A 26,296-nucleotide genomic window follows, 5' to 3' on the forward strand; every position below is an offset into this window, starting at 1 on the left:
CAATGGAGAGTATGAAGAATTCAATAGGTTATATTCCTTGACATATCTAAAATTTAATCCTGATCAAGCCAAGTTATTTGAAAATAAATTATTCAGTCTCCACGAATACTCCTTTAATTCTACCGCAACAGCTGTCTTCCAAAAAAGAGATAGCCCAAGAGAATATTTAATTCTTAAGACTTTTACACAAACTCATCAAATAAAACAGTGGAACAAAAATTTACAACTAGAAGTTCAATCACAAATTCAGGGTACAAATGAAGAGGACTTTGGCTTCTTCACTAAAAGTTACTCGATTGTTACAGACTAAATTTGTGTTTAATACCATGCCAAGAGACTTTGAAACTCACTAAGCCAAAAAGGCCATATAAAACGACATAACCAGCATAAATCAAAATAATATTTTTTGAGATATGCCGTCCAGTATTCGACATCGCAATCGCAACAATTGATTGTGCCAGAGCAAAAATCAACGGTATCAGGAATGTTAACGTATTTTCACGACGAACAATACGCTTAACCTCACTTTCCTCGACACCGATTTTTTGTAAGGTCCGTAATTGTCGTGACTGATAGTCATCCCTCAAAAGAATTCTCAACGTCAAAACACTGCCTAAGGCAATTAACAAAGCAATACTGAATAATGAAACAATAAACAGATAGAATCCACCACCTTGGGCAAAATTCTTTTTAATGCTCCCCTGCCTCAAAAAACCTGCTTGCGTATAGATCGAAGAACCGTTATTAGGTGCCTTCTTCAATACTTCGATAGTGGACTGATTCAAGGTCTTCTTGAAATTAACTTTCATATAGTATGCATCACGGAAATTATCTAATTTTTCCAATTGCTTCGTACTCAGACGATCGCCCTTTTTAAAATCCCAACCATAAAAAACATCTTCAACTTCAGCTGGCATTTTCTGATAATACTTGTCTGGAACAACCATCATTGGTCCAAAATGCATTGAGCTCCCATAGGGAAACGAGCTACCGGTCTTAACTGTAGCAATAACTGGTGAATCTTTAACTCGAATATCATGTTCCTTAAAATGTCGATTTTCAAAAATCGATCCATTATAATCAATTTTCAAGAATTCACGCGAGTTGATCTTGCCATTCCATTTCCGCATCCGTTTAGGTAAAGACATATAATCGCTATATGACATAAAAGTCATCGGTTGACGAATATAGTCTTGATCATCTTTTTTATAATAAGACACCAAATTAATCTTTACAGCTGTCTGATATTCACCTTTAATATGTGCTTTACTCTTTTTCAATTCCTGTTTAATCACACCAGCAGTGTTCTTATCAGCGGCCAATTCAAAAGGATAGGCGCTATTATAATTACGATGCACCGCTTGATATCCAAAATAACAAAAAGTCAGTAACATCAAGGCCAGAGCCGATAATTCAGTTACAAACCACAGAATCGAAATATTTTGAAATAGTCTTTCCTTCAAATACTTAAAAGAAAACATATTGATTCCCGAATAGGAAACTGAATGAATTCGTTGTAGAGTATTTAAAATAGTCGGCAGGAATCCAAAATAAACTAAATATGTTCCAAAAATATCAGCTATCATAACAAAGAATATCTCAGTGATTGGTTTGGATGAATAACTAATTGTATGCATATCGTAAAATAACGACACCGTGCAGATCTGAGCGCTAAACAATAACAATAGGCCAAAGAACCCTGCTGGAATCCTTAACCACCAACGCGTCTTTATTTCACGCTTAACCGTCTTTCGACGTAGAATCAGAAAAGTCTTAATAGCATTAATTACACTTAAAACCAATGTCGAAAAGAAAAACATTTTAGCTAGAAGGAAAATATCATTCCAACTGATGTGCATTATGAAATTAAAACGTAAGCGCATCAGATAAAATAGTGCCATCCCCATAAACTTTTGAAAAATTAAAGTTGCGGATAATCCAATAATCCAGGCAAAAGCTTGCACAATCGCTGTCTGAATAAAACTAATCGCTACAATGACCCATCGTTGCATTCCTAACTTCTCAAAAGTTCGAAACTCATTTCGCTGCTGCTTGATGAAAAAGCCACCAACGTAAGCCATATAAATAAAGGCACAGAAAGCAAAGAGTCCACTCATCATAATAGTTATATCTGAAATAAATGAATTCCATGATCGCAATGAAACTCGAACAGAGGGATTATCGCCCAAAGAAATCAAAATTCCAAAGACTCCAATGGCAAAGGCACAAGCTAGGATGTATATTAAATAGCTATCACGCATATTGTATAAACTGCGTTTAATTATCTTGCGATACATTGAAATAGCTTCCCCCTCCAATTGTCCGTTGCATATTGATTATTTGTTCAAAGAACTTATCCCGATTACCAGGATTAACAACCTCAGAGAAAACTACACCATCTTTAATAAAAATCACACGACTACAATAACTAGCCGTGAAAGCATCATGTGTTGCCATTAAAATGGTCGTTTTCTCACGCTGATTGACTAATTGCATATAGTTCAATAAAATCGTTGCCGATTTTGAATCAAGACTTCCAGTTGGTTCATCTGCGAATAGAATCCCCGGGCTATTGATCAAGGCTCTGGCAGCCGCTACAATTTGACGCTGTCCTAAGGACAATTCATCAATATTACGTTTGCTCAATTTTTTAATATTAAGTAAATTCATCATGTAGTCGAAACGTTCTTCAATTAATTTCTTATTTGACCGATTTAAGGCTAGTGGTAAAATAACATTTTCTTTCACATTCAAAGAATCCAGCAATTCGAAACTTTGGTAGATGAATCCCATCTTGTTACGACGATACTTAGTTTGATCACGATCATGTAATTGTGTCAGATCTTGACCATCAACAATTATTTGACCATGATCAGGACGTTCATTAGTAGATATCATATTTAAAAGTGTCGTCTTTCCGGCACCTGAAGGACCCATGATTCCTAAAAATTCACCATGTTCAACTTTTAAACTGATATCCTTAATGGCATGAACAGCACTTCTTTTCTTTCCAAAATCTTTTGAAATATTCTTTACAATTATTTGCAACGTAATTTCTCCATAATTAAATAATTATTGTTATCATATTATATACATAGTGTCTTCATTCTAGCACGGAGGGAATTTTAATATGGCTAAAATTATGATTATCGAAGATGACCAATCCATCTCCAAGTTAATCAGTGAGAACCTTGCCAAATGGCAAATCAATTCTTATATTACGAAGGATTTCAATAATATTATTGATCAGTTTAATGAATACAAACCCGATCTAGTTCTTTTAGATATCAATCTGCCTGTTTATGACGGTTACTACTGGAATCAGGAGATCAGAAAAATTTCTAAAGCCCCTATTATAATCATCTCATCCCGTAATTCCAATATGGATCAAATTATGGCAATGAATATGGGTGCTGATGATTTTGTGGAAAAACCTTTTTCGGTCGATATCTTAGTGGCTAAAATCAACGCTTTATTACGTCGAACTTACGATTTCACCAAGAATACTAGTGACGTGATCGAACACAATGGTTTGAAATTGAATCTTTCAAGCGGTTCAGTTGAAATTGATGATAATAAAATTGACCTCTCCAAAAATGAATACAAATTACTTCAGCGTCTCTTAAAAGATCAAGGTAAAATTGTTACCCGTGAGCAATTGCTTAATTTCATGTGGGATGACGAACGCTTTGTTGATGATAATACCCTAACCGTCAACATCAATCGTCTTCGTAGCAAAATCGAGAAGTATGGTCTCAAAAATTATATTGTAACTAAAGTTGGTCAAGGATACATTATTCCTTAACGAGGTAAATTATGTCATTTTTCAAATATTTAAAGGATCATATTTATTCAATTCTAATTGTACTGATTGGTGTTACTTTCGTAGAAATAGTTCTCTTTCTCGACCCTAACGTCGACTTCTATCCTGGGACACTAATCTACACGTGGATCTTAGCTATGGTTTTTCTAGTAGTAAATCTATCGATTTCTTACAATCATAAAAAGTTCTGGTACAAGCAATTAGAGAGTTATCAAAACGACCTATCCAAAGAACTAGTTGGCGCTAACAATAATGAACAGAAATATATTCAGGAAAAAATCAATAATATTTCTTTAGAATACCGTAATGAATTGACTAAACTTTATCAAAATCAAAAGGACCAACGGGAATATACAGAATCTTGGGTTCATGATATTAAAGTTCCTTTGGCAGCTTTGAAGCTCTCACAAGATGACGAATTAGACAAGAACTTAGTCGATGAAGAAATTGATCAAATCGATTACCTAGTTGATCAGGCTCTCTATTTTGCCCGATTAAATAACTTTTCCAATGATTATTTAATCCAAGAACAAGACCTCAACAATATCGTTAAAGCTTCTATTAGAACCAACAAACGTCTCTTTATTAACAAGCGTATTGGTATCAGTTTGGACATTACTGATAAGAAAATTTTAACTGACGAAAAATGGTTAAGTTTCATCCTCAATCAAATTATTTCCAATAGTCTGAAATATACCGATCGTGGTGGCAAAATCTCTATTTTTACAACAGATAAAAACAATAATGTTGAATTACATATCAAGGACAATGGCATTGGTATCGCCAATCAAGATGTTAGCCGAATTTATAACAAGGGCTTCACCGGTAATAATGGCCGCCAATCAGGTAGTAAATCTACTGGTATGGGCTTGTATTTAGTTAAAAAGATGATCGACAAACTTGGTCATACGATTGAAGTCAAGTCTCAAGTAGGTCAAGGAACCGAGTTTGTCATCACCTTTCTTGATTTACCTTATTACAAGTAAAATGATTTAGTCGTAACTAAATTATTTTACAAAATTACGTATTAAACATACTTACTTTGTCTTGAGAAAAAATTGAAATATTATTTATTCAGGGTCAGACATCTCAGTGTCTGGCTCTTTTTGTATCCTCGGAAATACATAGCTTTATATCTCGGAAGAGTTTCCAGATAATATTTCATAGCTAATACGAATACCATTATAGAAATTCTTAATTGTCATATTCTCATCAATATCGTGGTTGCGTTCATCAGCATTAGCATACGGAATCGTAAAAACAGGAACCTTTAAAAAGTTCTTCCAAACATAATTTGGAACTGATCCTGGCATTACTGGTTCTATATAAGCTTTACCAGTAGCCCTTTTAATTGCTTGATAGAGCCATTCAATTTGTTCAGTTGTAGCCTGCGTTTTTTCTGGTGGCAATTCGCCTAATACTCTAACTTGCAACTGTCCACTGGCAATTTCTGGTTGATATATTTTCAAAAGGTTCTCTTTAATGACAGAGATATCCTGCTGATCAACAAGACGACAATCAACCTTTAATGAGGCTTCATAAGGAATACTTGTTTTTACCCCCTTCTGTAAATATCCGCCTTTAATCCCAAAGATATTAAAGGTAGGCTCAAACATCAATTTATGATAATAAGTAAATTTATCCATTGCCAACTGATTAATTCCAGCTTGTGCAATAATTTCATCTTTATTAAAAGGTAATTTTGCTATCCATTCTTTTTCTCGTGCTGTTGGTTCCAAAATTCCGTCATAAAAATGAGGTATCCTTACTTGGCCAGTTTTAACATCATAGATTCTAATCAGAAAATTGAACAACTGAGTTATTGGATTGGTCATAATATTACCAAAGCTGCCTGAATGATTATCGTGTTGTCCCGTCTTTGAAATTAATTCAAAAGCAAAAACGCCACGATTACCTAAGCGTAAAACATTGGTTCCATCAGGATTAGCCGATCCATCCACAACAATGGCTGTATCAATTGTTTTCAATTTTGTCTGGGCCAATTCTTTCACGGCCGCTGCTAAATCTGGGCTGCCTTGCTCCTCTTCACCTTCAATAAAAAAAGTCACATTAAAAGGTAAAGTTTGATGTAGTTCTATATAAGAATAGACACCCAATATTTGAGCCAACAATTGTCCTTTATTATCACCAACTCCTCGGCCATAGAAACGTCCTTCTCTTTTAGATAATGTAAAGGGATCACTTTGCCATTTAGAAATATCACCAGCAGCCATAACGTCATAATGTCCGTACAATAAAACATTTCTTTTAGTGGCACCTGTGATTTTAGCTATGATGATGGGATGTCCTTTGGTAGGAATCACTTCAATATCGGCATGTAATAGTTTTTTCAACAGATTGGTCAAAAAGCTTACAGCATCTTCAATTCCCTCACCAGTGACACTAAAACTTCTAATTGTAATTAACTTTTTTAAAAGAACTTCAAAATCTTTAGAATGATCTTCAATAAATTTATCTCTTTGGATCAAAATTATCGCCTCTCAAAAAAATAGGTAGTAAATCCACAAATGTGGACTTACTACCTATCTTAATACAGAATTAATTACTCTGCTTTTTTATCTAACAATACCGACTCATCGCTTTTTTCAAATCATCTAGCGTAATATCTTGAGATCCATTCTTGGATTCCTGTAACGCTTGTTCATATAGCTCATCATCAATATCGTCTTCTATTTTTTCAATCACTACTGTACGAAGAAAAGATGAAATACTCATATCTTTCGATTTAGCATAATTGCGGATCACCTTTTCATCAAAATCATCTAATTGGAAAGAGATAGTTGCCATCTTTCATCACCACCTGTCCCATATCAAACTTAGTGTATCCTCATGAACAGTTTTTTTCAATAGTTAAGCCATTCACAATTCATTATTATATAATTTTTATTTTATAAATTGAATATCCAATATGGCTAGTTAATGACACAATGTATAGCAACTTCTCTAAATTACATCTTTAAAGTTAATGCATTAATAGCAACAACGACTGTGGAAAGTGACATCACGATTGCTCCAACAGCTGGGCTTAAAACAAATCCAACCCCTGCTAAAATTCCGGCTGCTAATGGTATTGCTACGATATTGTATCCAGCTCCCCACCAAAGATTCTCAACTGTTTTTTGATAAGTATGATGAGACAATCTCAAGAATTTAATAATATCGAATGGATCACTGTTGTACAAAATTACATCAGCTGAATCAATGGCAACATCTGTACCTGCTCCAATGGCAACACCAATCGTTGCAACAGCAAGGCTAGGAGCATCATTGATACCATCCCCAACCATCATGACGTGATGACCAGATAATTCGAGTTCCTTAATAACTTTATTCTTATCTTCTGGCAGCAATTCAGCTCTAAACTCATCAATACCCATTTGTTTAGCCATAATTGCCGCAGCATCTTTATTATCACCAGTTAGCATAATAGGTGTAATATTTCTAGCTTTTAATTCCTTAATGAATTCAATCGTATTCTTCTTAATTCGATCACCTAAGGCTACAAAGCCAAGAACTTTTTTATTTGCCACTAGGTAACTAATAGTATTTCCTTTATCTAAATATGTTTGAACTAATTTGTTATCAACTGGAATATTTTCATTTTTTAGATACTTCATATTGACTAAATAATATTTGTGACCCTCTAAATTCCCACTCATACCATAGCCCTTAATTGCCTGAACATCATCAAAATTAGCTATTTCAGTTTTCTTATCTTTGGCATATTGCACAATACTGCTAGCAATTGGATGACTAGAACCACTCTCAATACCAGCAATAACTGACAATAATTTACTATCATCAATAGTAGGATCAATGCTCTTCAAACCATTAACAGTGAATTTACCTTCAGTCAAAGTTCCGGTCTTGTCCATTGCGATGTAATCAATTTTACGGCTATTTTCCATAGCTTGATTATCGCGAATAATTAAACCATTAGTTGCGGCGATTGATGTACTACGTGACATAACTAAAGGAATAGCTAATCCTAAAGCGTGCGGACAAGCGATAACCAAAACAGCCACTAATCTATTTAAAGCAGTATTCATATCGCCGAATATCAACCAATAAACAAAAGCAATAATTCCCACTGACAAAGCAGCATAGAATAACCAGCTTGATACTTTATCGGCCAACATTTGTGTCTTAGAACGATTGTTCTGTGCATCAGATACAAGTTTACTGATTTGTGACAAGTAACCCTCATTGGCAGCCTTATCGACCTTTACACGTATTGTACCTTCACCATTGATAGAACCACCAACAACTTTACTACCAATTTCCTTTTTTACAGCTTTGGATTCACCAGTAATCAAAGATTCATTGATATAACTAGAGCCACTAACAATATGTCCATCTAACGGCACTGATTCACCAGCACGAATCTCAACAACATCTCCATCTTTAACCATGGAAATATCATGATCCATAGTTTTTCCATCATGTACCATATGAACTTGATCAGGAACTAATGAGGCAATCTTCTGTAAAGCATTCCCCGCACTCATGGTAGATTTCATTTCAATCCAGTGACCCAAGAGCATGATCACAATCAAAGATGATAATTCCCAGAAGAAATCCATAATGTGCTGTGATGAATGAACCAGATCATTCATGACAAATGCATACAAACTATAAATATAAGCAACACTGATACCCATTGTAATCAAGGTCATCATAGCTGGTTGCTTAGATTGTAGTTCCCCTTTAGCACCAGTGATAAAAGGCTTACCACCATAGAAATATAAAATTGTAGCTAAAACTAGTACGATCCAATCAGATCCAGGAAATTGAACTTGGAAGGGCAAATTTAAACCCATGAATGGTGATAGTACAAATACTGGTATTGCCAAAACAAGCGAAATCCAAAATTTCTTCCTCAAGTCCCCCATATCCATCATATGACCACCGTGCATCATCATGTGGCCACCAGACATGTCCATTCCCGACATATCCATATCTGAATGATCGTTATCATTCATTTTCATTCCATTCATATTTTTCATATTAAATTTGCCTCCAAACAATTACATTCGACTTCCTCTGGAGCTGTCTTAGCTTTAACATTCAAAGCTTCAACAATATCAGAAATATCGCTTTGAGAAATCTCAGAGTTCTGTACTAGATCTTTGATTGCTTGACCCTTACGCATGCAACAAAGATTATCAAACAAGTTGTTAACACTCTGATGAATAGCCATATCCTCATCTATCAATGGCTTGTATACATAAGGACGTTTGGTTTCCTCAGCCTTTAAAAAGTTTTTCTTTTGCAAACGAACAATTAGAGTTTTAATCGTGGCAGATTTCCAATCAGTCTTTCGTTCAAGAATATCAATAACTTCCTTACTAGTTGCTTGACCCAAAGTCCAAATGATCCTCATTACTTGCCATTCAGCTTTACTCATCGTTTCAATTTCTGTCATATTGTCACTTCCCTTTCAGGTTTACATCTGTAGTCTTCTCAACAATTCTTAGTTTACAACCGTAAACAAAATGTGTAAAGTATTACGCTTGTAAAAATGGCAGAGAGCGAAACAAGGGCGCTCAGCCCACGAGGATTTGCCTAAGTATTGAAATCGCACACGCATTTTGTGGGCAATTTCAGTACTGTAGCAAACCAGAATGGGTTGCCCTTGCGTAGCTCATTTCAGACAGAGAGCGAAGTAGGCTTGGGAATTTCCACTATTAAACATAGAGCAATAGTTATCTACAAACAAAAGGGCCAGTACACCAACCATCAAAGATGATTACCATACTAGCCTTTCAAGCAAAAAAATATATCTTGCTTTCATAATCTAAAATTGAACTCCCAAATCAGTTGGTCCAACGGATGACCACTTATACCCTTCAGAACGAGATAACATCAATAATTGATTTAAACGGTCTGAATTTTTTTGATCCAATTTTGACTTATTGGACATATTAGCCAAAATAATACCATTGACCGTCTTAGCAGCTATCACCTGCGGTGGCATCTTTTTTTCGTTAAGGTACTTCCCAGCTGTCATCAAAACCTTGATAACTTCTGGATCAAAATTAGTTTCATCAATTAAAGAGTTATACATTGCATCAACCAATTCAAAAACCTGTTCATAAATTGTTTTCTTCTTGTCTGTTACGTCTTCTCTCTGATATTCCAAGATATCACCTGGCTGACAATCCAAAGCATCACAAATTTTTTCCAACGTAGCAAAACGAATACCTTTGGCTTTACCAGTTTTAAGAATTGATAGATTAGCTGGTGTAATACCAATCTTTTGAGCTAACTCCTTTGAAGAGATTTTTTTCTTTAACATCATCAAATCGAGATTTATTTTAATCATTCATAATCACCTAAATAACTGTATCCGAATCATGCTGTAATTCGAAACCATACTTGAATACTAGATATAGCATATAAATAATCGCCAAAAGTATCAAATAACTACCAACTTGTCCCCAAGAATTACTGAATACTGAACTTAAATTTCGACCATTACCAAATGAGAAAAACATCATACTAAGAACGTTGCCAAAAATGAAAATTACAACAGAACCCATCATTAACTTCATGTTATTCACGTTTGATTCCACAAAGAAATCGCTTTGTGCAATATTATTAATAATCTTACGTAATGCATGTAAGGCAAAAATTATACTTACTAGGATTAACAAAGCATTCAGTCCACTTAATTCCAGCATTCCTTTACTAAGATTAGATGGTTGCAGAACATACTTCTTAAGTTCCGTTGCAACTTCCCCTGAAACAAATAACACTGCAACGTTTGCGAAGATTACAGATGCAGCTGCAATTCCACAAAATACTTGAGCTACGACAGTCAGAATTGATAATACTCTTAAAATAAGGCTTGATAATTTTTTCATTTCAAGCACCCCCTGACTCGTATTCTAATACAAATATCGATTTTTGTTAACCGATATTTTAATATTGTTTTACGATAATTATGTAAGTAAAAAAAGATGCAAACTTGTTAAAATAAGTTTGCATCTTTTTACTAATTTAATTTGTTTATCTTTTTTAATAACCATAGTTCTATGCAATCTAGTGGAAACGAGCTACTCAAGGGCAACCCATTCCGCTCTCTATCTAATTGGGCAAGCACCACCGGCACAGTCTGATTGATCGACTAATTCGATGTCTTTCTTGTCATGATTATCATTTTGTTCAGCAAATACTGCAGCTACATTTTCATTAACTTCTGATTCACGTTCTTGATAAATTTTCTTATCAATTGGTTCCTTAGGAGCTTGTTTGAAATCGGCACCACTATAAGGTAATAGCGAAGTTGACTTCGTTACGTGTCTGTATTGATACATCAATGGTGCAATTTCATCTGCTTCGTTAGGTTGGAACGTGATCGTACAACTAACGGCATTATCAGACCAATATGTTTGTAGAAAGGCCTGTGTAGCAAATTGTTCAGCAATTGAAACCGATCCGGCTGAAGCAAAGTTAGGGTCGTCGGCATTAGCGGCTTTAACTGGGAATTCAACACACATTGTATGCTTTGTATAAACATCAGGTTCAATCTTGTATCCACAAGCCTTTAAGGCTGGTAGTAGTGGATCACTGTCTTGGAATCTGATTCTTTGAATTAAGTAACCTGCATAGTGGAAATGCATACCTTCGGATACTCCGGCCAATTTAGCAACAGTACCAGATGGTTTAACCGTTGTATGTTTAACTGAAGCCTTGCATCCTAATTCCTTTGAGTACTCCTTGTCAGCTGCAACAACTGAATGATATAAATCATCAAATTTCTTAGCAACACGTTGATCGTAAATTGGTTTTTGAATAGTATCTCCTGTTTCAGGATCTGTGGCAGCTTCAAAACCAGTCACAACACGATTACCAAAGGTTGTCAAAATCCAGTCTTGAATACCAGACATTGAAACTCCGATACGACGATTCTTTTGAATAACAGTTCTTGAGACTTCCCAATCATAATTACTAAATGTAACACGTTTAGTATATCTAGCTGCTAATTCAAAAGCTTCTTCCAATGACCAACCTTGTTCTTGAGCAATCAATGGGAAAACTTCAAATAGGTTACATGGTTCACCGTTGCTCAAAGAAATTTCACCACAAGGATTAGTTCCTTCGACGCCATCATCGATACCTGGTTGATATCCATCAATGGCACGACCATAGTTACGTGATAATTCTAGATTGACAATTCCTGGCTCACCATTATGAGTAATAGAATCAGCAATAGGAGCATATCTATTAAACTTAGAATCAACAGCAACACTGTTATTTGAAGCCCAACGGTGATGGTAAAGTTTCTTTTGATCTTGCTTCATCGTAATAAAGTCATCGTCAGTAGCACCGCCTAAAGCTAATTCAGCTGAACGACGCACATTACCGGCAACAACTGTTTTACCGATTAGGTTACCCATGTCAGTACAGTCAACAGATGTTAACTTTCTACCAACGGCATTATTCAAAACTTCGTTGATATCAAAAAACATTTCAATCAAAGGAACAGGACCCGAAGCTGTTCCACCAAATCCTTTAATTTTTTCACCTTTAGCACGAATTTTAGTAATATCTAAAACAACATCTTTCAAGCCGTCATTAGCATCGTTAAAATGAGCATCGATCATATTGGCATTTCCAACTACCCAACCTTCACGAGTATCAGGAAGTTCATAATGACGTGTATTTTCAAGTTGATGACCCTTTAACCATTCATCACGATCAACAGCACCAGCTGCGATTGAATCATCGTATGAGGCACTCTCTTTGCCAATAAGAACAGTTAAATCAACTTTGTTATCAACAACAGGCATCAATTTCATATTACTTGGTACAACAGAGAAACCAACACCGCCACCCTTCATTAATTGATCAAACATGAATGAGAATGGCATTGAAACTGCTAATTGATCTTGCTTCAAGTAAGAAGGCACGATATGACTATCACCATATTTTTGTGGTCTGATGGCAACAAACCAACAATTGTTTAAAGCATCACCATTGCGATGTTGATATTCAGTTCCAGAAATCCAAAGATTTCTACCTGATGGTGTTGCGGCTAAACCGTAAACCAATTTATAAAGATTTTGAGCCTCATTAACCAAGCTGGCATATTGTTCATCGGTTAATGAATCATCCTTCAAACGTGGATCAAGGTTGATGTTACCTTCGATGACACGTTTAACTGTTTCTGACCAATTTTCAGTACGTCCAAGTTCTGGGATCCAGCGAGCATAGGTACGCTTGTAAGTAACCCAGCCTAACTCACCCCAGTGGGGTTTAATTGTTTTTTTGACTTCGTCAATAAAGTCGTCTGATAAAATAATTTTATTAATTGTATTCATTAATATTCACTCCACACATTTGAAATAACACAATATATAGTACCTTTAATCTCTCGTGATAACAATATATAGTGTTCAACTATTTCTATTGACTTTTTAGAAATGGTTTTGCGTATTGATATTTAGGCAATTTAAAAATTAAAAATATCCAATTTGGATTTTAATTTATAATTAAAAATTCAAAGTCGCAATTACTATTCTAATATCTCCCAAGTTTGCTTAGCAATGATTTTTTTAATTTAAAGTCAGCCCTAAATTTCAAGTGGTCCGACTCAAATTTTTTCCTTGACTTGGTCAATCAACCGTCAGATTGGCGATTGAGACTATAAATTTTTTTACAAAAAAACTATCCAGCCATTTGGCCAGATAGTTTTTTAAAATTTAAACATCCTTTTTAATAAAGAATTGATACAATCCCAGACTTGCTAGAATTGCGATAACCGGTAAAAATTCGATTCGATATCTTCCCTGAACCTCAATCAACAATTGTGCAGCCGCAAATGCCAACATTGGTAACAATAATAAATATAAATTATTGCTAAATTTTGTTTTGAATAGACTAAATGAGCCTATCCATGAAAAGATTATTAAAATTATTGAACCAACATACGCCAAATAGTCAACTCGTTCAACCGTCTTAGCTGAATGATTCTGACTATAGCCGGTAAAATTGGTAGCCATCGTACGTTGCGACCATAATCCACCGACCTTGTTGATAAATAAATTCAACCATTTTTTATTTTTATTTAAATAAGTTATTTCTTGATGTAAGGCTGCCTTTTCTTTCTTGCTCATAACCTTACGTGGCTTGCTTGCATCAATTAAACGATCCATGTCAGGTGAATAAGTTCCATTAGATTGATAATTTAATCCGGTAACAAATTTCCATTCAGGATCATAATTAGACAATCCATAAGCATTAAGTCCAGAGGCCTTAATTCCCCAACCAGCCAAAGAAAAAAGTGCCAAATAAATCAATAATGATAACAAGATTTTCAAAGGCTTTTGATAATTGAATTTACCATTTTCAAACATTGTATAGAGTATTGCAAAGACCACAATTCCAGCCACAATCACTGGTCCAATCGGTCTAATCAAACAACCAATTGTCAAAGTAACTCCTGATAAAATGTAAGCCCAAAATTTATCTTGCATGATTAAATAGAAGGTTATCAAATAGCATAATGAACCTAAATATTGATTACTAGCCTGACTATTCAACGCAAACCAATCTAAATCTATCATTAAGAGTAGTACTGCCAAACGTGCTACTTTAATATTTTCAAAAATTTTCACAGCTAGCAAATACGTAAAAAACAAAATTAAAGCTTGGTAGATTACATTTAAAAATTGAATTGCAAAGATATGATAACCAAAGATCTTTACAACTCCTAGCACATAAACCATATATCCCGATTGATAAGCAAAACGTGAAAAATAGTCATTATCAGTCTCATAAAGCTTAGCCCCATGTTGAAGCCCTGGCACTCGTGTCCAAAAATTACCAAAATCACTCAATTGAGTCTTCGGTACGACCAAAACCCAAGTAGTCGCTACTATCACGAAAACAACTAACATTGCTAGAAGAATCGTCCAGTTAAGTTTTTTATTTCGGTCACTGATTCTAACTAGAAAATAACCAATCACTCCTACAAATACCAGGGCCAGCAATAAACTACCCCAATTAAAAGCACGATTCACTGTGGCATAATTTTCATAATAAAACATCGACATACTGAAAAGAACTAACGTCGTAAAAATTGCTAAAACACCTAAAATAAATTTACTGATACCGTTTTGAATTTTAAGAATAGAGATCCCCGTCCTTACTATATTGAAAATTGTAAAGTATCCAATATTCTTTAATTCTATCACGCTAAATTACATGCCGTGAAATTAGAGGGGTTTCAAAAAAAATTCAATTTTTATGTCATTTATTTTTAGAAGAATCCCTTGGCACAGTCCGATCGTCATTAAAAATATTTTTAGCGTGTTCCTTAGTCCCATCACTATATTCAATCATCAAAGAAAAATCCGGCAACATCTCAACTGAAACAACTTTGGAAACATCCTCATCCATTTTTCATTCCTCTTCGTGAACTTAAAATTTGATATATTGAAATCGATTACATTATAAGTTTTCAATCAATATATCGCAATTAAAAAACAAAAAAATAACAAAACCAGATTTTGATTTTGTTATAGTTTATATTTTCTGACATTCCAATATTTTTTCATTTAATGGTCCAATAAAATCATTTTTTAAGGACTTCACCATATCTAAACTGAGTCCCAACAAAATATGTAATAGCTGACATGAAAACAGCCATTAATGCAAAAATAATCAGTGAAGTCCAATTATAATATCCACCGGTTAATAACATGAAGATAAAATAAACTGTTATATCTATTCCATAAATAACCTTTTTACCTAAATCAGTTAGCACTTGTATTAGCGCCAAAAGAAAAATTAGCAGGACCTCCCAAGGAAAATTGGTAAAGATTCCTCGATGATGGATAAGGTTAGTAATACTGACGAAAACGATCCAGAATCCAATGAAAATCAAAAAATTTCTAATAACTTTATTTTTCATTAATTATCTCCCAATAAATTTTAAGCTCCTATTAGCGTAACATAATTAAGAAATTCCTACTGTCGATTAAATTTATCAGTTAATTTATAAATATTTTTAAATTTATGTTCGGCTGCTTTATTGTTAAATGCGGGATTATTAACTTGATATTTTCCATTAGTTTTCACCCAAAAGGTAGTCTCTGGATTATTAATTGTATAAAAATTATTTTTCGTTAAACCAAATTTTTCATACATTTCTTCTTGTCGTTTACTGTCAGGATGATAATTACCGATTCCCATAATTAAATGACTGCCAATTTTGGGAATTGGAAAAGTAGCACTAGGATAATAAATTATTTTTTGATTATCCTTTATTCCATAATCTCCATACAAATATTTTCCCTTAGTTAATCCCCCAGCAAAAACTGTTTTAATTGTCTTACCTTGAAGTTTTTTGTCACCGCTGATGACTTTACTTATATAAACAGTTGCTTCGGTCTCAGGAGCAATTGGACGGTCTATCATGCTTTTAAGGTTAATTAACTGTCCCTTTACTAAATATTGATTTCCACTTTCTAAGTTCTTTAATGATGTACTTTCATCATCATATCCATTGGGAATTTTAATAAAAGCATTTTTGAATTCATTCTGATCCAAAGTTTTAATATTTTTTAATTTTTCATTCCATTTCTTTTGGTTAGTCTTTATTGTCTTATTACGTTGTTCTACTTTAATCTTTTGTTCATGTGTTGAAGGCTGATTTTGACAACCGGTTAGTACAAACAGACTAAACATCATTACAACTAAAACTTTTAATTTCATTTTTAAAAACGCTCATTTCTTCAATTATTAAAGAGTGTATCATGATGTTTCTTTTCCTGCTCACTTTACGCAAAAAAAAAGAGCCCGCATAGCGGACTCTAATAGTTAACTTCTACTTATTCAAGTATTCTTCAACAAGTTTCTTGTTATCTTCGTTAGTGATTGATTCATTAACGGCACGATCTGCCAATGTAGCAAGATCCTTTGTGCTTAGTTTCTTCATCAAACTTCTTACACGAAGAACTGATGTAGCACTCATTGAGTACTCGTCAAGACCCATGCTTAATAGCAATGGAAGCATTGTGTTGTCACCAGCAGCTTCACCACACATACCAGCCCACTTGCCTTCTTTATGAGCTGATTCAATAACGTGCTTGATCAATCTCAAAATTGAAGGATTGTATGGTTGATATAGGTATGAAACATGTTCGTTACCACGATCAGCAGCCATTGTGTATTGGATTAAATCGTTTGTTCCAATACTGAAGAAATCAACTTCCTTAGCAAATTGGTCTGCCAAAACAGCAGCAGCAGGAACTTCCATCATCATTCCTAATTGAATGTCGTCGGAAACTTCTACACCGTCTTTAACTAAGTTAGCTTTTTCTTCTTCAAAGACCTTCTTGGCATCTCTGAACTCTTGCAATGTACCGATCATTGGGAACATAATACGCAAGTTACCAAAAGCAGATGCACGAAGCAAAGCTCTTAGTTGAGTTCTAAAGATTTCTTGTCTATCCAAACTGATACGGATAGCACGGTAGCCTAGGAATGGGTTCATTTCTTCAGGAAGTGGTAGGTATGGCAAATGCTTGTCACCACCGATATCCATAGTACGGACAACGACTGGCTTACCTTTCATTCCTTCAAGAACCTTCTTATAAGCCTTGAATTGATCTTCTTCTGTTGGAAGACTATCTGATTGCATGTATAGGAATTCTGTACGATACAAACCAATACCTTCAGCGCCGTTTTCAACAACGCCTTCTAGGTCATCAGGTGTACCGATATTAGCAGCAATATCAAAGTGTTTGCCATCAGCCGTAACTGAAGCTTCATCCTTTAATTTTTCCCATTCTGCTTTTTCTTCGGCAAAGTCCTTAGCTTTTTGTTGATACTTCTTAATATCATCATCAGAAGGATCAACGATAGCAGCACCGCTTAAACCATCAACGATAACTGTATCTCCGGCTTTAACATCAGTAGTGATTGTGTCAGTACCAACAACAGCTGGCAATTCAAGTGAACGTGCCATGATAGCTGAATGGGCTGTACGACCACCAATATCAGTAACAAAGCCTTTTACATACTTTTTGTTTAATTGAGCTGTATCACTAGGTGTCAAATCATGAGCAACAATGACAACTTGGTGATCAATCAATGCTGGGTTTGGTAATTCAACTCCTAGTAAATGAGCCATAACACGTTTTGTAACGTCACGGACATCGGCTGCTCTTTCTTGCATGTATGGATTATCTGTCATACCCTCAAAAATTGAAATAAAGTTTTCTGAGACATCATGCAATGCTTGTTCAGCATTAACATCCTTGTCTGAAACTTCTTTTTCAACTGCGCCTGTAAATTCTGGATCAGCCAAAATCATCTTGTGAGCATCAAAAACTTGAGCTTCTTCTTCACCTAAAGATTCCTTAGCGGTATCTCTGATTTTTGTAAGCTCATCATCTGATGTTGAAATAGCATCCTTAAGACGACTGATTTCTGCATCAGCATCTGAAATACTTTTCTTAGTGAAAGACAAATCTGGTTGAACTAAAAGGTATGCTTCTGCAGTAGCGATACCATCACTAGCCGCAATTCCCTTAATAGTTTTAACCATTATTCTGCCAATCCTTCCTTTGTCATTGTTTCTGAGATAGCAGCAACTGCGTCAGCAGCGTCGTCACCATCAGCAGTGATTGTAACATCAGCACCTTGGCCAACACCAAGTGACATAACACCCATGATTGACTTCAAGTTAACTGATTTGCCTGAAAATTCAATGTTGATATCTGAACTGAACTTGCTTGCTGCTTGTACTAGCATTGTAGCTGGACGTGCGTGGATACCTGTTTCTGCAATAATGTGAAATTCTTTCTTTTCCATAATTAATACCTCACCATATAATATAAAATTCTGTAGTTACACTACAAATATTCACTAATTAATTTACCATTATCTCTAATTTTTCACAAGGGTTTTGATTAAAAAATAGCAAGATAAGTCAAGTGTGATAAGCCGTTTAACGCTTACAACCCCTGATGCTGAAAGCGTTTATATTACCAAACTTTTTCAATTAAATTTGAAAAAAATATTTTTTCCTTCTATTAAAAAGATTATTTTATAAAAATCTAAGACTTAGCACTTGCATTAGTCGAGTGCTAATTATATACTACCGTTGTATCCTGTGCAAAAGGAAAGGTGGGGTGCGTATGCTTTGTCAGAATTGTCATAAAAATGAAGCGACAATTCATTTGTACACTAGTGTTAATGGTCAACGAACAGAAATCAATCTCTGCCAAGACTGTTATCAAAAATTAAGAAATCAAGCTAACGAAGGTATGAATAATATGGCACAAAATCCATCTGGTGGATTTTCTAGTTTCGAAGACTTGTTTAACGCACTAAATGGTGCTCAACAACCTAATGCTTTCGAGCAACAAGGTCCTCAAACTCAAACTGGTGGCGGCAATGGTAATGGTCGCAGACCTAGAGGTAATGGAGTCTTAGATCAATATGGTGTCGATTTAACCGATCTCGCTAAAAAAGGTCAAATCGATCCTGTTATCGGTCGTGACAAGGAAATAAACCGTGTAATTGAAATTTTAAATAGAAGAACTAAGAACAACCCTGTTCTAATTGGTGAAGCAGGTGTAGGTAAAACCGCTGTTGTCGAGGGTCTTGCACAAAAGATTGTCGACGGCGATGTACCTGAAAAGTTACAAAATAAACACGTCGTACGTTTGGATGTAGTTTCATTAGTCCAAGGTACTGGTGTTCGTGGTCAATTTGAACAAAGAATGCAACAACTAATCAATGAATTGCAAAAGAATAAGGAAATTATTCTATTCATTGATGAAATTCATGAAATTGTTGGTGCTGGTAACGCTGAAGGTGGCATGGATGCAGGTAACGTTTTGAAGCCTGCCCTAGCCCGTGGTGATCTGCAATTAGTCGGTGCTACTACTTTAAATGAGTATCGTACAATTGAAAAAGATTCTGCCCTTGAACGTCGTCTCCAACCTGTTCAAGTAAATGAGCCAAGTGTTGATGAAACCATTCAAATTTTGAAGGGTATTCAACCAAAATATGAAGATTATCATCACGTTAAATTCTCAAGCAAAGCTATTCAATCCGCTGCTGAACTATCAGCTCGCTATATTCAGGATCGCTTTTTACCTGACAAGGCTATCGATTTAATTGATGAAGCCGGTTCTAAGAAGAATCTCCAAATCAATCATGTTGACATGGCTGACTTAGATAACAAGATCTCTGATGCTGAGGTCCAAAAGCAAGCTGCTCTTCGTAATGAAGATTATGAAAAAGCCGCTTACTATCGTGACCAAGTTACAAAGTTCCAAGAAATGAAAGATGGAGCTAAGAGCGAACCAGCTGATAATAATACTGTTACTGAAAAAGATATTCAAAAAGTTGTTGAAGAAAAAACTAATATTCCTGTTGGCGAACTTCAATCCAATGAACAAGCCCAATTGAAGAATTTGGAACCTGATTTGAAGTCACATATCATTGGCCAAGATAAGGCTGTTGGTGATGTAGCTAAAGCTATTCGTCGTAACAGAGTTGGTTTTAACAAATCTGGACGTCCAATTGGTTCCTTCCTATTCGTTGGTCCTACCGGTGTTGGTAAGACTGAACTTGCTAAACAATTAGCTCGTGAACTGTTCGGCTCTGAAGATTCAATGATCAGATTCGATATGTCTGAATACATGGAGAAACATTCAATTTCTAAGTTAATTGGTTCACCTCCAGGGTATGTTGGTTACGAAGAAGCTGGTCAATTGACTGAAAAGGTTCGTCGTAATCCATACAGTTTGGTTCTACTTGATGAAATTGAAAAGGCTCATCCCGATGTTATGCATATGTTCTTGCAAATCCTCGATGATGGACGTCTAACAGATTCACAAGGTAGAACAGTTAGTTTCAAAGATACTATCATCATCATGACTTCTAACGCTGGTCAAGGCTTACAAGAAGCTAATGTTGGTTTTGGTGCCGAAGCAACTGGAACAACTAATTCAGTTATGAGTAGACTTTCAGAATTCTTCAAACCAGAATTTCTTAACAGATTTGATGGTATCGTTGAATTCAACTCTCTAACTAAAGATAACCTACTTAAGATTGTTGATTTGATGCTTGATGATACTAACAAGATGATTGCCGACCAAGGTCTAACCATCCATGTAACAAAGGATGCCAAGGATAAATTGGTCGACCTAGGTTACAATCCTAAGATGGGTGCTCGTCCACTCCGTCGTGTTATTGAAGAACAAATTGAAGACAAAGTTGCAGACTACTTCCTTGATCATTCAAAGGATAAGGATCTACAAGCAAGCATTGTCAAAGGTGAAATTAAAATTTCTAAGTATAGTGCACCTGATACCGAAGAATAATAGTGGTGCTTTCTAAATACAGATCCTAACAAGGTCTGTATTTTTTTTATACACTCTACTCGTCACTAAAATAAAGAATTTTCTCAACCGACAATCTAAAAAACAAAAAGCACGCATCCAAAAGGATACATGCTTTTTGTTTCCAACACTAAATGGTGTTTTCCTACAGATTAATATTTGGCTAACCCTCGTTTATTCAAAAATCTCTTCATATAATCTCTAGGATGCTTTTCTATACTTTTAATTGACGTATCAGCCCAAGTACGATTAGATTTTCTTCCTGATCTATTTTGATAATATGATCTTGTCTCTTCATTATAATCATCTATTATTTTTGATTCATCTTTAAAGTACTTATTAGTTGTATAAATACCATCGAATGGAATTCTAGGTTTAAGGTCGTTTCTTTGATCAGGATGTCCAATCACAAGTCCAAAAACTGGGTAGGCATCATTGGGAATTTCTAATAATTTTGATATTTCCTCAATACCATCCCTAACTCCACCGATATAACATGTACCTAATCCCATAGATTCGGCCGCAATCACCATATTTTGTGCCGCAATTGAAGCATCAACAGCACCAACAATCGTTGCGTCAACGTTCTCAATTGCTCGAGAGACATCTATTCCCAAGCGCTTGGACATTTCTTTATTACGATGTAAATCTGCAATGAAAATGAATAACTCGGGACTTTCCTTTATAAAAGGCTGATTACCAGCGTATTCAGCTATTTTTGATTTAATTTTATCATCCGTAATGCCGATAATTGAATACGATTGTTGATAACTGGCTGTTGCTGCTGACTGTGCGGCAGTTACTAGCTCTTTGATTTCATTTTGAGTTAATTTCTCTTCTGTAAAAGATCTAACGGATACATGTTGATAAATAGTTTCTAAAGTTTGATTCATAATATTAACTCCCATTTGCTTTTTGTAACAATTAGTACAAAATACTTAAAAATTAAAACAAACAAAGCTATGCAATGTTTGTCATTGTTGCTTGAACCATTTGCTCCGCCACTTTCTTATTACGAATCGTGGCATTTAGCGTCCTAAGACCATAATAACTACACAATAAACTCTGTACCAAATCATTAACCGTTTTTTCAGATTCAATTTCATGAGACTCTATTCCCTCATTGACGATTTTTAAAAGAGTTTGTTCCAAAAATTTAGCATGAACATCGCCCCACTTTTGAACATCACTATCTGACTGAGATCTCTCCACTGAGGCCTTAATCAGAAAACAACCATTACTGTTTTTTTCAAAATCTCGATCCATTGACCAAGTAAATAAATTTTCAATTCGCTTTTTTACAGGGATTGGTTGAGTCAAAATATTCAATTGAACCGCCATCCATTGTTCGTGATATTTCTTTAGAGTTCTTTTATATAAATCATGTTTGTTGCCAAAAGCATTGTATAAACTGCTTCGTCCTAAACCTGTTGCCTTACACAAATCATCGGTTGAACTGGCTTCGTAGCCCTTCTCCCAAAAAACTTTCATTGCGTCTTCTATTACTTTATCTTGGTCAAATAATCGCGGTCTACCCGTCTGCTTCAACTTTTTCACCCCTTGCAAAAACGATTATAAATTATATTCTAATAGTTTTGTAACGATTAGTCAAAAACTGAAATAATAAAAAAAGCGAGACTGGATACAATCCACTTGTCTCACTCTTTTAAAAGTTAATCATTTTCAACTTTCAAAACTTTACCGCTCTGAGCATTGATTTTGACTTCTTTTTCTTGAGAACCATTTTTAACCTTAACTTCCCAATAAGTGATTCCCAAATCTTTATCCAAATTAAATTCAGTACTGTCACCTTTTGCCGCATTTTCAGCTATTGTGGCCGCCTTTTTAACGCTAATCAATTTATTCAAATCCAAACTCTCATTCTTACGAGTAGTTTCATTCTGATCTTCTTCATCTAATTCTTCTTCAGAATTTTGAATTATCTTTTTATTTTTGGCATTAATTGTAACTTGATATTCCCTCAGTTCATCAATTCCTTCTACTTTATAGACAGGACCTCTAAATGATTTTTCTAATTCCAGAGAAGTGATATCCGTCTTAGGATATTTCTTTTGATAAATTTTAATGGCATCATTAGCACTAACTTTGATAGTATCTTTCAATACCTTCGTAGAACTAGTTTTATTTGATGCACTACTAGTATTATTTGTGGAACAACCTACAAGTAAAACAAACATGAATATGGCGACAGTAATTGTTAAAAAACGTTTTTTCATCATCGTATCCTCACTTTTTTGATTACTTTGTAAGTTAAGTATACTGAATTCATTTCTACATACACAACAAAAAGGAATAGGATTTTTAGATAACATTTTTAACCCAAAGTACAAATATTACATCTTGGTTATGTAAATATCTGTATTGAAATTATTTTACAACTGTCAACATTTCTTTCAAAAATGGTGCGATACTCTGTGATCCAAATTCAGCTTGCTTAATCTCCTGTAAGTAATCAAAAGTATGAGTCTGTGATTCCTGATAGGTTTCCTTAGCATTGCTCAAGAATTCTTGTTTTCCCGTGTTTAAATAATCGCAAATGAATTCTAGTGACTGCATCTGATCAATGGCATTGTCCAACCAAGGTAACATTTCATCACGCAAATTCTTTTGCCCATTAACCTTAAAGTACAATGCATCTTGTTTAATCTTAGTAAACTCATGTTTTAAATTATTAATCTCTTTTGGAGATGTTGTTTTCTCATCCATCTCTTCAATAAATTGACGCAATTTTGTATCTAAATTAGGTGACTCTAAATTGAGCTCAGGCATAGCTCCATTGAATTGCATATGTTGTGCTAAATTTTCCAAAGCCTTGGAACCTTTAGATGATTTAAAAGTTTGATTCTCAACATAATTAAAAGCATTATGTTCAATTTGACATTCAGTTTCACTGTCAGCCCAAATATTCCAAGAATAAGCCGCATTGATAAAAATTGCTGGTTTAGAGGCTTCTGATTGCATCATAGGATTCAACATGACGCCGTAGATTTTCTTACTATCTGCTTGAGCCTGTAAGTAATGCTTAGCGCCACCCATAATCAAATTATTTCTAGAACCATCATTTACCGGCCAATTGATCCACAATTGTACTGGGCGATATTCTGCACCTTTGACTGTTAAATTATCTTTCAAAACATTCAAAAACTCGTTCGAAACAACTCCAAATGTTTTTCCACCGGTAACTACCATATGAATATTCTTAGGTAAACCTGCATTCAAGTCACGTAAATCATAATGTCCATTGTCCTTGGCTCCATCTGAATAATAGTAATACGGCACAAAAATCATATCTGTAACCAAATCAGGATAATTTCTCTTACGTTTCTTTAGGAAATTTGACATATCTTTCATCAACTTAATATAGTCATCATCCCCATGCTTAGGCCAAGGTGCATCATCCGCTAGAATACCAAATTCTCTGACACCAACTAACATTAATTGATCAAATTTTTTCTCAATAATTCTTAAATCACTAATATAATTCCGATCAAAACGGATTGGATCATGCATAAATGGATGAAGCGTCCAAACAAACTTGGTTTTAGTCTCATTACCAACTTGAGCCAATTTTTTAATTTTATTTAACCGCTTCTGGGGATAAAGTTCACGCCATTTTTCGTTGTGATAAGGATCATCTTTCGGCGCAAAGACATACTGTGTTAACTTCAAATCACTACCAAAACGCATTAAATTAATTCGATCGGCATCCGACCAAGGATTACCATAATAACCCTCAATAAAGCCTCGATTTTTTACGTCTGCATAATCTCGTATTGCCAATTGTTGTACCTTAAGTCCTTGAGATTGTTTCAAAATCTGTCTCAGGGTAGCCAGTCCATAGAAAACAGCATCAGTATTGTCGCCAAATAATTGAATTTTGGATTCGGTAATCATTAGTTTATAACCGTCATAATGATGAGATGGATGTTTAGATATTCGAATAATTATATTGATCATCTCAGCACTGATCTGCGTATTAGTTTCAAACCCAATTTGAAATTCCTTGAGTATTCCCAGCACCCTATTTTTAGTATATTGATCCAAATTTTGATCCATTATCAGATTAACTTTAGGCAATAATGAAATAGTACCTTCGTCATAGACTAAATCCTGTGGAATTGGAAACAATTTATACTTCATATTATTTCTCCCTCAAAAAAAGGTTGACCAAAACATTATGTTTTGCCCAACCTTGCTTTTTTACTTCAGTAACAAAAAGCATAAAACTAAATCATCACGATCTTTCAAATCAAAACCGGTCTGTTCATGGAATTTCTCCATTCGATATAATAATGTATTTCGATGTAAAAAGAGCATCTTTGAAGTCTTAGCTAAATTAGAATCACACTTGTACAAAGTATTGATCATTTGCGTAGTCTTAGAATCAATATTGATTTTGGTTTTTAATGACTTAAACATATCTGTATTTTTCAGATTTTGTTCAATCAAAAAATCCAAAATAACAGTAGATAAATTATTAACTCTTTCTTTCATTTCTAGCGATTTATGAAATAATTGTCGTTCCATGTCAAAAATATTGGGGAGTTTATCATTGACTGGCCAAAACTGGCCAACATAAACATGACTTTTAGTATAGAAATCGGAATCTACTAACTCTATCATTCTTTGGACTTCGAGCTTGTCCATATTTGTATTGGTCTCTTTTTCAATCAATATTCCGGTATACTTGTTGATCCAGAAACTATCTACAACGTCATCAAACGTATCTTCAAATACGCTCAACCACTCATTGGCTCGATCATCAGATTCCAACTTCTGTACTTCAAATTGGAGTACCCGAACATTAATTTTTTCGGCAGGAATTTTATCAGTCTCGTGAACTAAGAAATTCCACCATTGGTTATTAATGGATTTATTATTATTATCTTGACTGACAAGTGATAGGAGAAACTTCTCTCGGTTACTTAAATGATCTTTTTTGATTGTTACCCACTGTCCAGATATCAAGAAATTGTAATTATGGGGATCAGAACTAGGTTCTATAACTACTTTGGCATCTGGATACAATTCCAATAATTTAGCAATACTTCCTAGCATACAT

The 26,296-nt window shown here is 34.8% G+C and carries 23 protein-coding genes and 1 pseudogene; 4 read left to right on the forward strand and 20 right to left on the reverse strand.

The annotated features are described in order from the left end of the window. The first annotated feature begins 37 nt into the window (after nt 1-37). Nucleotides 38-310 carry a hypothetical protein gene (locus FC97_RS13610; protein WP_148299147.1) on the forward strand — a complete coding sequence of 91 codons (273 nt, stop codon included), beginning with the start codon at nt 38-40 and terminating at the stop codon, nt 308-310. Here FC97_RS13610 and FC97_RS03950 read toward each other — a convergent pair. Both FC97_RS03950 and FC97_RS03955 read right to left on the reverse strand, forming a co-directional pair. Next, nucleotides 300-2,297 carry an ABC transporter permease gene (locus tag FC97_RS03950; protein ID WP_056967831.1) on the reverse strand — a complete coding sequence of 666 codons (1,998 nt, stop codon included), beginning with the start codon at nt 2,295-2,297 and terminating at the stop codon, nt 300-302. The two genes, FC97_RS13610 and FC97_RS03950, sit on opposite strands and share 11 nt — an antisense overlap. Beyond that, nucleotides 2,278-3,048: an ABC transporter ATP-binding protein gene (locus FC97_RS03955; RefSeq protein ID WP_054643063.1), complete on the reverse strand. Its 771-nt coding sequence runs from the start codon at nt 3,046-3,048 to the stop codon at nt 2,278-2,280. The genes FC97_RS03950 and FC97_RS03955 overlap by 20 nt, the downstream gene beginning before the upstream one ends. Nucleotides 3,049-3,130: 82 nt before the next feature. Here FC97_RS03955 and FC97_RS03960 point away from each other — a divergent pair, with 82 nt between their 5' ends. Both FC97_RS03960 and FC97_RS03965 read left to right on the forward strand, forming a co-directional pair. Then, complete coding sequence (locus FC97_RS03960) at nt 3,131-3,805, forward strand: response regulator transcription factor (protein ID WP_054643062.1); 675 nt, start codon at nt 3,131-3,133, stop codon at nt 3,803-3,805. A gap of 11 nt (nt 3,806-3,816) precedes the next feature. Continuing rightward, on the forward strand, nt 3,817-4,809 hold the full coding sequence (locus FC97_RS03965) for a sensor histidine kinase (RefSeq protein ID WP_056967833.1): 993 nt from the start codon (nt 3,817-3,819) through the stop codon (nt 4,807-4,809). 144 nt (nt 4,810-4,953) lie between these two features. Here the strand turns inward: FC97_RS03965 and FC97_RS03970 are convergent, their stop codons facing one another. From FC97_RS03970 to FC97_RS04025, 13 genes and pseudogenes are all read right to left on the reverse strand, one after another. Further along, nucleotides 4,954-6,312, reverse strand: coding sequence for a M20/M25/M40 family metallo-hydrolase (locus tag FC97_RS03970; RefSeq protein ID WP_056967836.1), 1,359 nt, complete (start codon nt 6,310-6,312; stop codon nt 4,954-4,956). A gap of 91 nt (nt 6,313-6,403) precedes the next feature. Then, a complete protein-coding gene (gene relB, locus FC97_RS03975; RefSeq protein ID WP_025086415.1) occupies nt 6,404-6,631 on the reverse strand; it encodes a type II toxin-antitoxin system RelB family antitoxin in 228 nt (75 codons plus the stop codon). Nucleotides 6,632-6,792: 161 nt separating this feature from the next. Further along, nucleotides 6,793-8,841: a heavy metal translocating P-type ATPase gene (locus FC97_RS03980; RefSeq protein WP_054643130.1), complete on the reverse strand. Its 2,049-nt coding sequence runs from the start codon at nt 8,839-8,841 to the stop codon at nt 6,793-6,795. 5 nt (nt 8,842-8,846) lie between these two features. After that, the gene (locus tag FC97_RS03985) at nt 8,847-9,269 is read right to left on the reverse strand and encodes a CopY/TcrY family copper transport repressor (RefSeq protein ID WP_054643059.1); all 423 of its coding nucleotides are present in this window, start codon (nt 9,267-9,269) and stop codon (nt 8,847-8,849) included. A 696-nt stretch (nt 9,270-9,965) separates the two neighbouring features. Further along, nucleotides 9,966-10,169, reverse strand: a pseudogene (locus FC97_RS13650) (helix-turn-helix domain-containing protein); the annotation flags it as partial. 10 nt (nt 10,170-10,179) lie between these two features. After that, nucleotides 10,180-10,710: a DUF2975 domain-containing protein gene (locus tag FC97_RS03995; RefSeq protein WP_054643058.1), complete on the reverse strand. Its 531-nt coding sequence runs from the start codon at nt 10,708-10,710 to the stop codon at nt 10,180-10,182. A 219-nt stretch (nt 10,711-10,929) separates the two neighbouring features. Continuing rightward, nucleotides 10,930-13,170 carry a ribonucleoside-triphosphate reductase, adenosylcobalamin-dependent gene (gene nrdJ / locus FC97_RS04000; RefSeq protein ID WP_056967838.1) on the reverse strand — a complete coding sequence of 747 codons (2,241 nt, stop codon included), beginning with the start codon at nt 13,168-13,170 and terminating at the stop codon, nt 10,930-10,932. 381 nt (nt 13,171-13,551) lie between these two features. Further along, nucleotides 13,552-15,045 carry an ArnT family glycosyltransferase gene (locus FC97_RS04005; protein ID WP_225868741.1) on the reverse strand — a complete coding sequence of 498 codons (1,494 nt, stop codon included), beginning with the start codon at nt 15,043-15,045 and terminating at the stop codon, nt 13,552-13,554. 55 nt (nt 15,046-15,100) lie between these two features. After that, the gene (locus tag FC97_RS13355) at nt 15,101-15,250 is read right to left on the reverse strand and encodes a hypothetical protein (protein ID WP_156314091.1); all 150 of its coding nucleotides are present in this window, start codon (nt 15,248-15,250) and stop codon (nt 15,101-15,103) included. Between the two features lie 175 nt (nt 15,251-15,425). Next, nucleotides 15,426-15,764, reverse strand: coding sequence for a hypothetical protein (locus FC97_RS04010; protein WP_054643057.1), 339 nt, complete (start codon nt 15,762-15,764; stop codon nt 15,426-15,428). 56 nt (nt 15,765-15,820) lie between these two features. Next, nucleotides 15,821-16,567: a hypothetical protein gene (locus tag FC97_RS04015; RefSeq protein WP_054643056.1), complete on the reverse strand. Its 747-nt coding sequence runs from the start codon at nt 16,565-16,567 to the stop codon at nt 15,821-15,823. A 112-nt stretch (nt 16,568-16,679) separates the two neighbouring features. After that, nucleotides 16,680-18,404, reverse strand: a complete 1,725-nt coding sequence (gene ptsP, locus FC97_RS04020) for a phosphoenolpyruvate--protein phosphotransferase (protein ID WP_054643055.1) — start codon at nt 18,402-18,404, stop codon at nt 16,680-16,682. After that, on the reverse strand, nt 18,404-18,670 hold the full coding sequence (locus FC97_RS04025) for a phosphocarrier protein HPr (RefSeq protein WP_054643054.1): 267 nt from the start codon (nt 18,668-18,670) through the stop codon (nt 18,404-18,406). The genes ptsP and FC97_RS04025 overlap by 1 nt, the downstream gene beginning before the upstream one ends. Before the next feature lie 326 nt (nt 18,671-18,996). On the opposite strand from FC97_RS04025, the gene FC97_RS04030 reads away from it, so the two are divergent. After that, entirely contained in the window at nt 18,997-21,195 is a 2,199-nt protein-coding gene (locus FC97_RS04030) for an ATP-dependent Clp protease ATP-binding subunit (protein WP_054643053.1), read from the forward strand. A gap of 170 nt (nt 21,196-21,365) precedes the next feature. On the opposite strand, the gene nfsA is transcribed toward FC97_RS04030, so the two are convergent. The 5 genes from nfsA to FC97_RS04055 form a co-directional block, all read right to left on the reverse strand. Next, nucleotides 21,366-22,106, reverse strand: coding sequence for an oxygen-insensitive NADPH nitroreductase (gene nfsA / locus FC97_RS04035; protein WP_054643052.1), 741 nt, complete (start codon nt 22,104-22,106; stop codon nt 21,366-21,368). Nucleotides 22,107-22,173: 67 nt separating this feature from the next. Continuing rightward, the gene (locus FC97_RS04040; protein ID WP_054643051.1) at nt 22,174-22,761 is read right to left on the reverse strand and encodes a TetR/AcrR family transcriptional regulator; all 588 of its coding nucleotides are present in this window, start codon (nt 22,759-22,761) and stop codon (nt 22,174-22,176) included. Nucleotides 22,762-22,886: 125 nt separating this feature from the next. Then, on the reverse strand, nt 22,887-23,453 hold the full coding sequence (locus FC97_RS04045; protein WP_158163543.1) for a PepSY domain-containing protein: 567 nt from the start codon (nt 23,451-23,453) through the stop codon (nt 22,887-22,889). Between the two features lie 148 nt (nt 23,454-23,601). After that, on the reverse strand, nt 23,602-25,374 hold the full coding sequence (locus FC97_RS04050) for a beta-N-acetylglucosaminidase domain-containing protein (protein WP_056967840.1): 1,773 nt from the start codon (nt 25,372-25,374) through the stop codon (nt 23,602-23,604). A 60-nt stretch (nt 25,375-25,434) separates the two neighbouring features. Then, nucleotides 25,435-26,292 (reverse strand): PucR family transcriptional regulator, encoded by an 858-nt coding sequence (locus tag FC97_RS04055; RefSeq protein ID WP_054643047.1) that lies wholly within the window; start codon nt 26,290-26,292, stop codon nt 25,435-25,437. Between the last annotated feature and the right edge of the window lie 4 nt (nt 26,293-26,296).

Source organism: Companilactobacillus kimchii DSM 13961 = JCM 10707, from assembly GCF_001435445.1.
Classification (GTDB): Bacteria; Bacillota; Bacilli; order Lactobacillales; family Lactobacillaceae; genus Companilactobacillus; species Companilactobacillus kimchii.

Coding starts and splice junctions, on each gene's coding strand:
- FC97_RS03950 (WP_056967831.1), bottom strand. CDS start 2,297: ATGTATCGCAAGATAATTAAACGCAGTTTATACAATATGCGTGATAGC.
- FC97_RS03960 (WP_054643062.1), top strand. CDS start 3,131: ATGGCTAAAATTATGATTATCGAAGATGACCAATCCATCTCCAAGTTA.
- FC97_RS03965 (WP_056967833.1), top strand. CDS start 3,817: ATGTCATTTTTCAAATATTTAAAGGATCATATTTATTCAATTCTAATT.
- relB (WP_025086415.1), bottom strand. CDS start 6,631: ATGGCAACTATCTCTTTCCAATTAGATGATTTTGATGAAAAGGTGATC.
- FC97_RS03980 (WP_054643130.1), bottom strand. CDS start 8,841: ATGAATGGAATGAAAATGAATGATAACGATCATTCAGATATGGATATG.
- FC97_RS03985 (WP_054643059.1), bottom strand. CDS start 9,269: ATGACAGAAATTGAAACGATGAGTAAAGCTGAATGGCAAGTAATGAGG.
- FC97_RS03995 (WP_054643058.1), bottom strand. CDS start 10,710: ATGAAAAAATTATCAAGCCTTATTTTAAGAGTATTATCAATTCTGACT.
- nrdJ (WP_056967838.1), bottom strand. CDS start 13,170: ATGAATACAATTAATAAAATTATTTTATCAGACGACTTTATTGACGAA.
- FC97_RS13355 (WP_156314091.1), bottom strand. CDS start 15,250: ATGGATGAGGATGTTTCCAAAGTTGTTTCAGTTGAGATGTTGCCGGAT.
- FC97_RS04010 (WP_054643057.1), bottom strand. CDS start 15,764: ATGAAAAATAAAGTTATTAGAAATTTTTTGATTTTCATTGGATTCTGG.
- FC97_RS04015 (WP_054643056.1), bottom strand. CDS start 16,567: ATGAAATTAAAAGTTTTAGTTGTAATGATGTTTAGTCTGTTTGTACTA.
- ptsP (WP_054643055.1), bottom strand. CDS start 18,404: ATGGTTAAAACTATTAAGGGAATTGCGGCTAGTGATGGTATCGCTACT.
- FC97_RS04025 (WP_054643054.1), bottom strand. CDS start 18,670: ATGGAAAAGAAAGAATTTCACATTATTGCAGAAACAGGTATCCACGCA.
- FC97_RS04030 (WP_054643053.1), top strand. CDS start 18,997: ATGCTTTGTCAGAATTGTCATAAAAATGAAGCGACAATTCATTTGTAC.
- nfsA (WP_054643052.1), bottom strand. CDS start 22,106: ATGAATCAAACTTTAGAAACTATTTATCAACATGTATCCGTTAGATCT.
- FC97_RS04045 (WP_158163543.1), bottom strand. CDS start 23,453: ATGATGAAAAAACGTTTTTTAACAATTACTGTCGCCATATTCATGTTT.
- FC97_RS04050 (WP_056967840.1), bottom strand. CDS start 25,374: ATGAAGTATAAATTGTTTCCAATTCCACAGGATTTAGTCTATGACGAA.
- FC97_RS04055 (WP_054643047.1), bottom strand. CDS start 26,292: ATGCTAGGAAGTATTGCTAAATTATTGGAATTGTATCCAGATGCCAAA.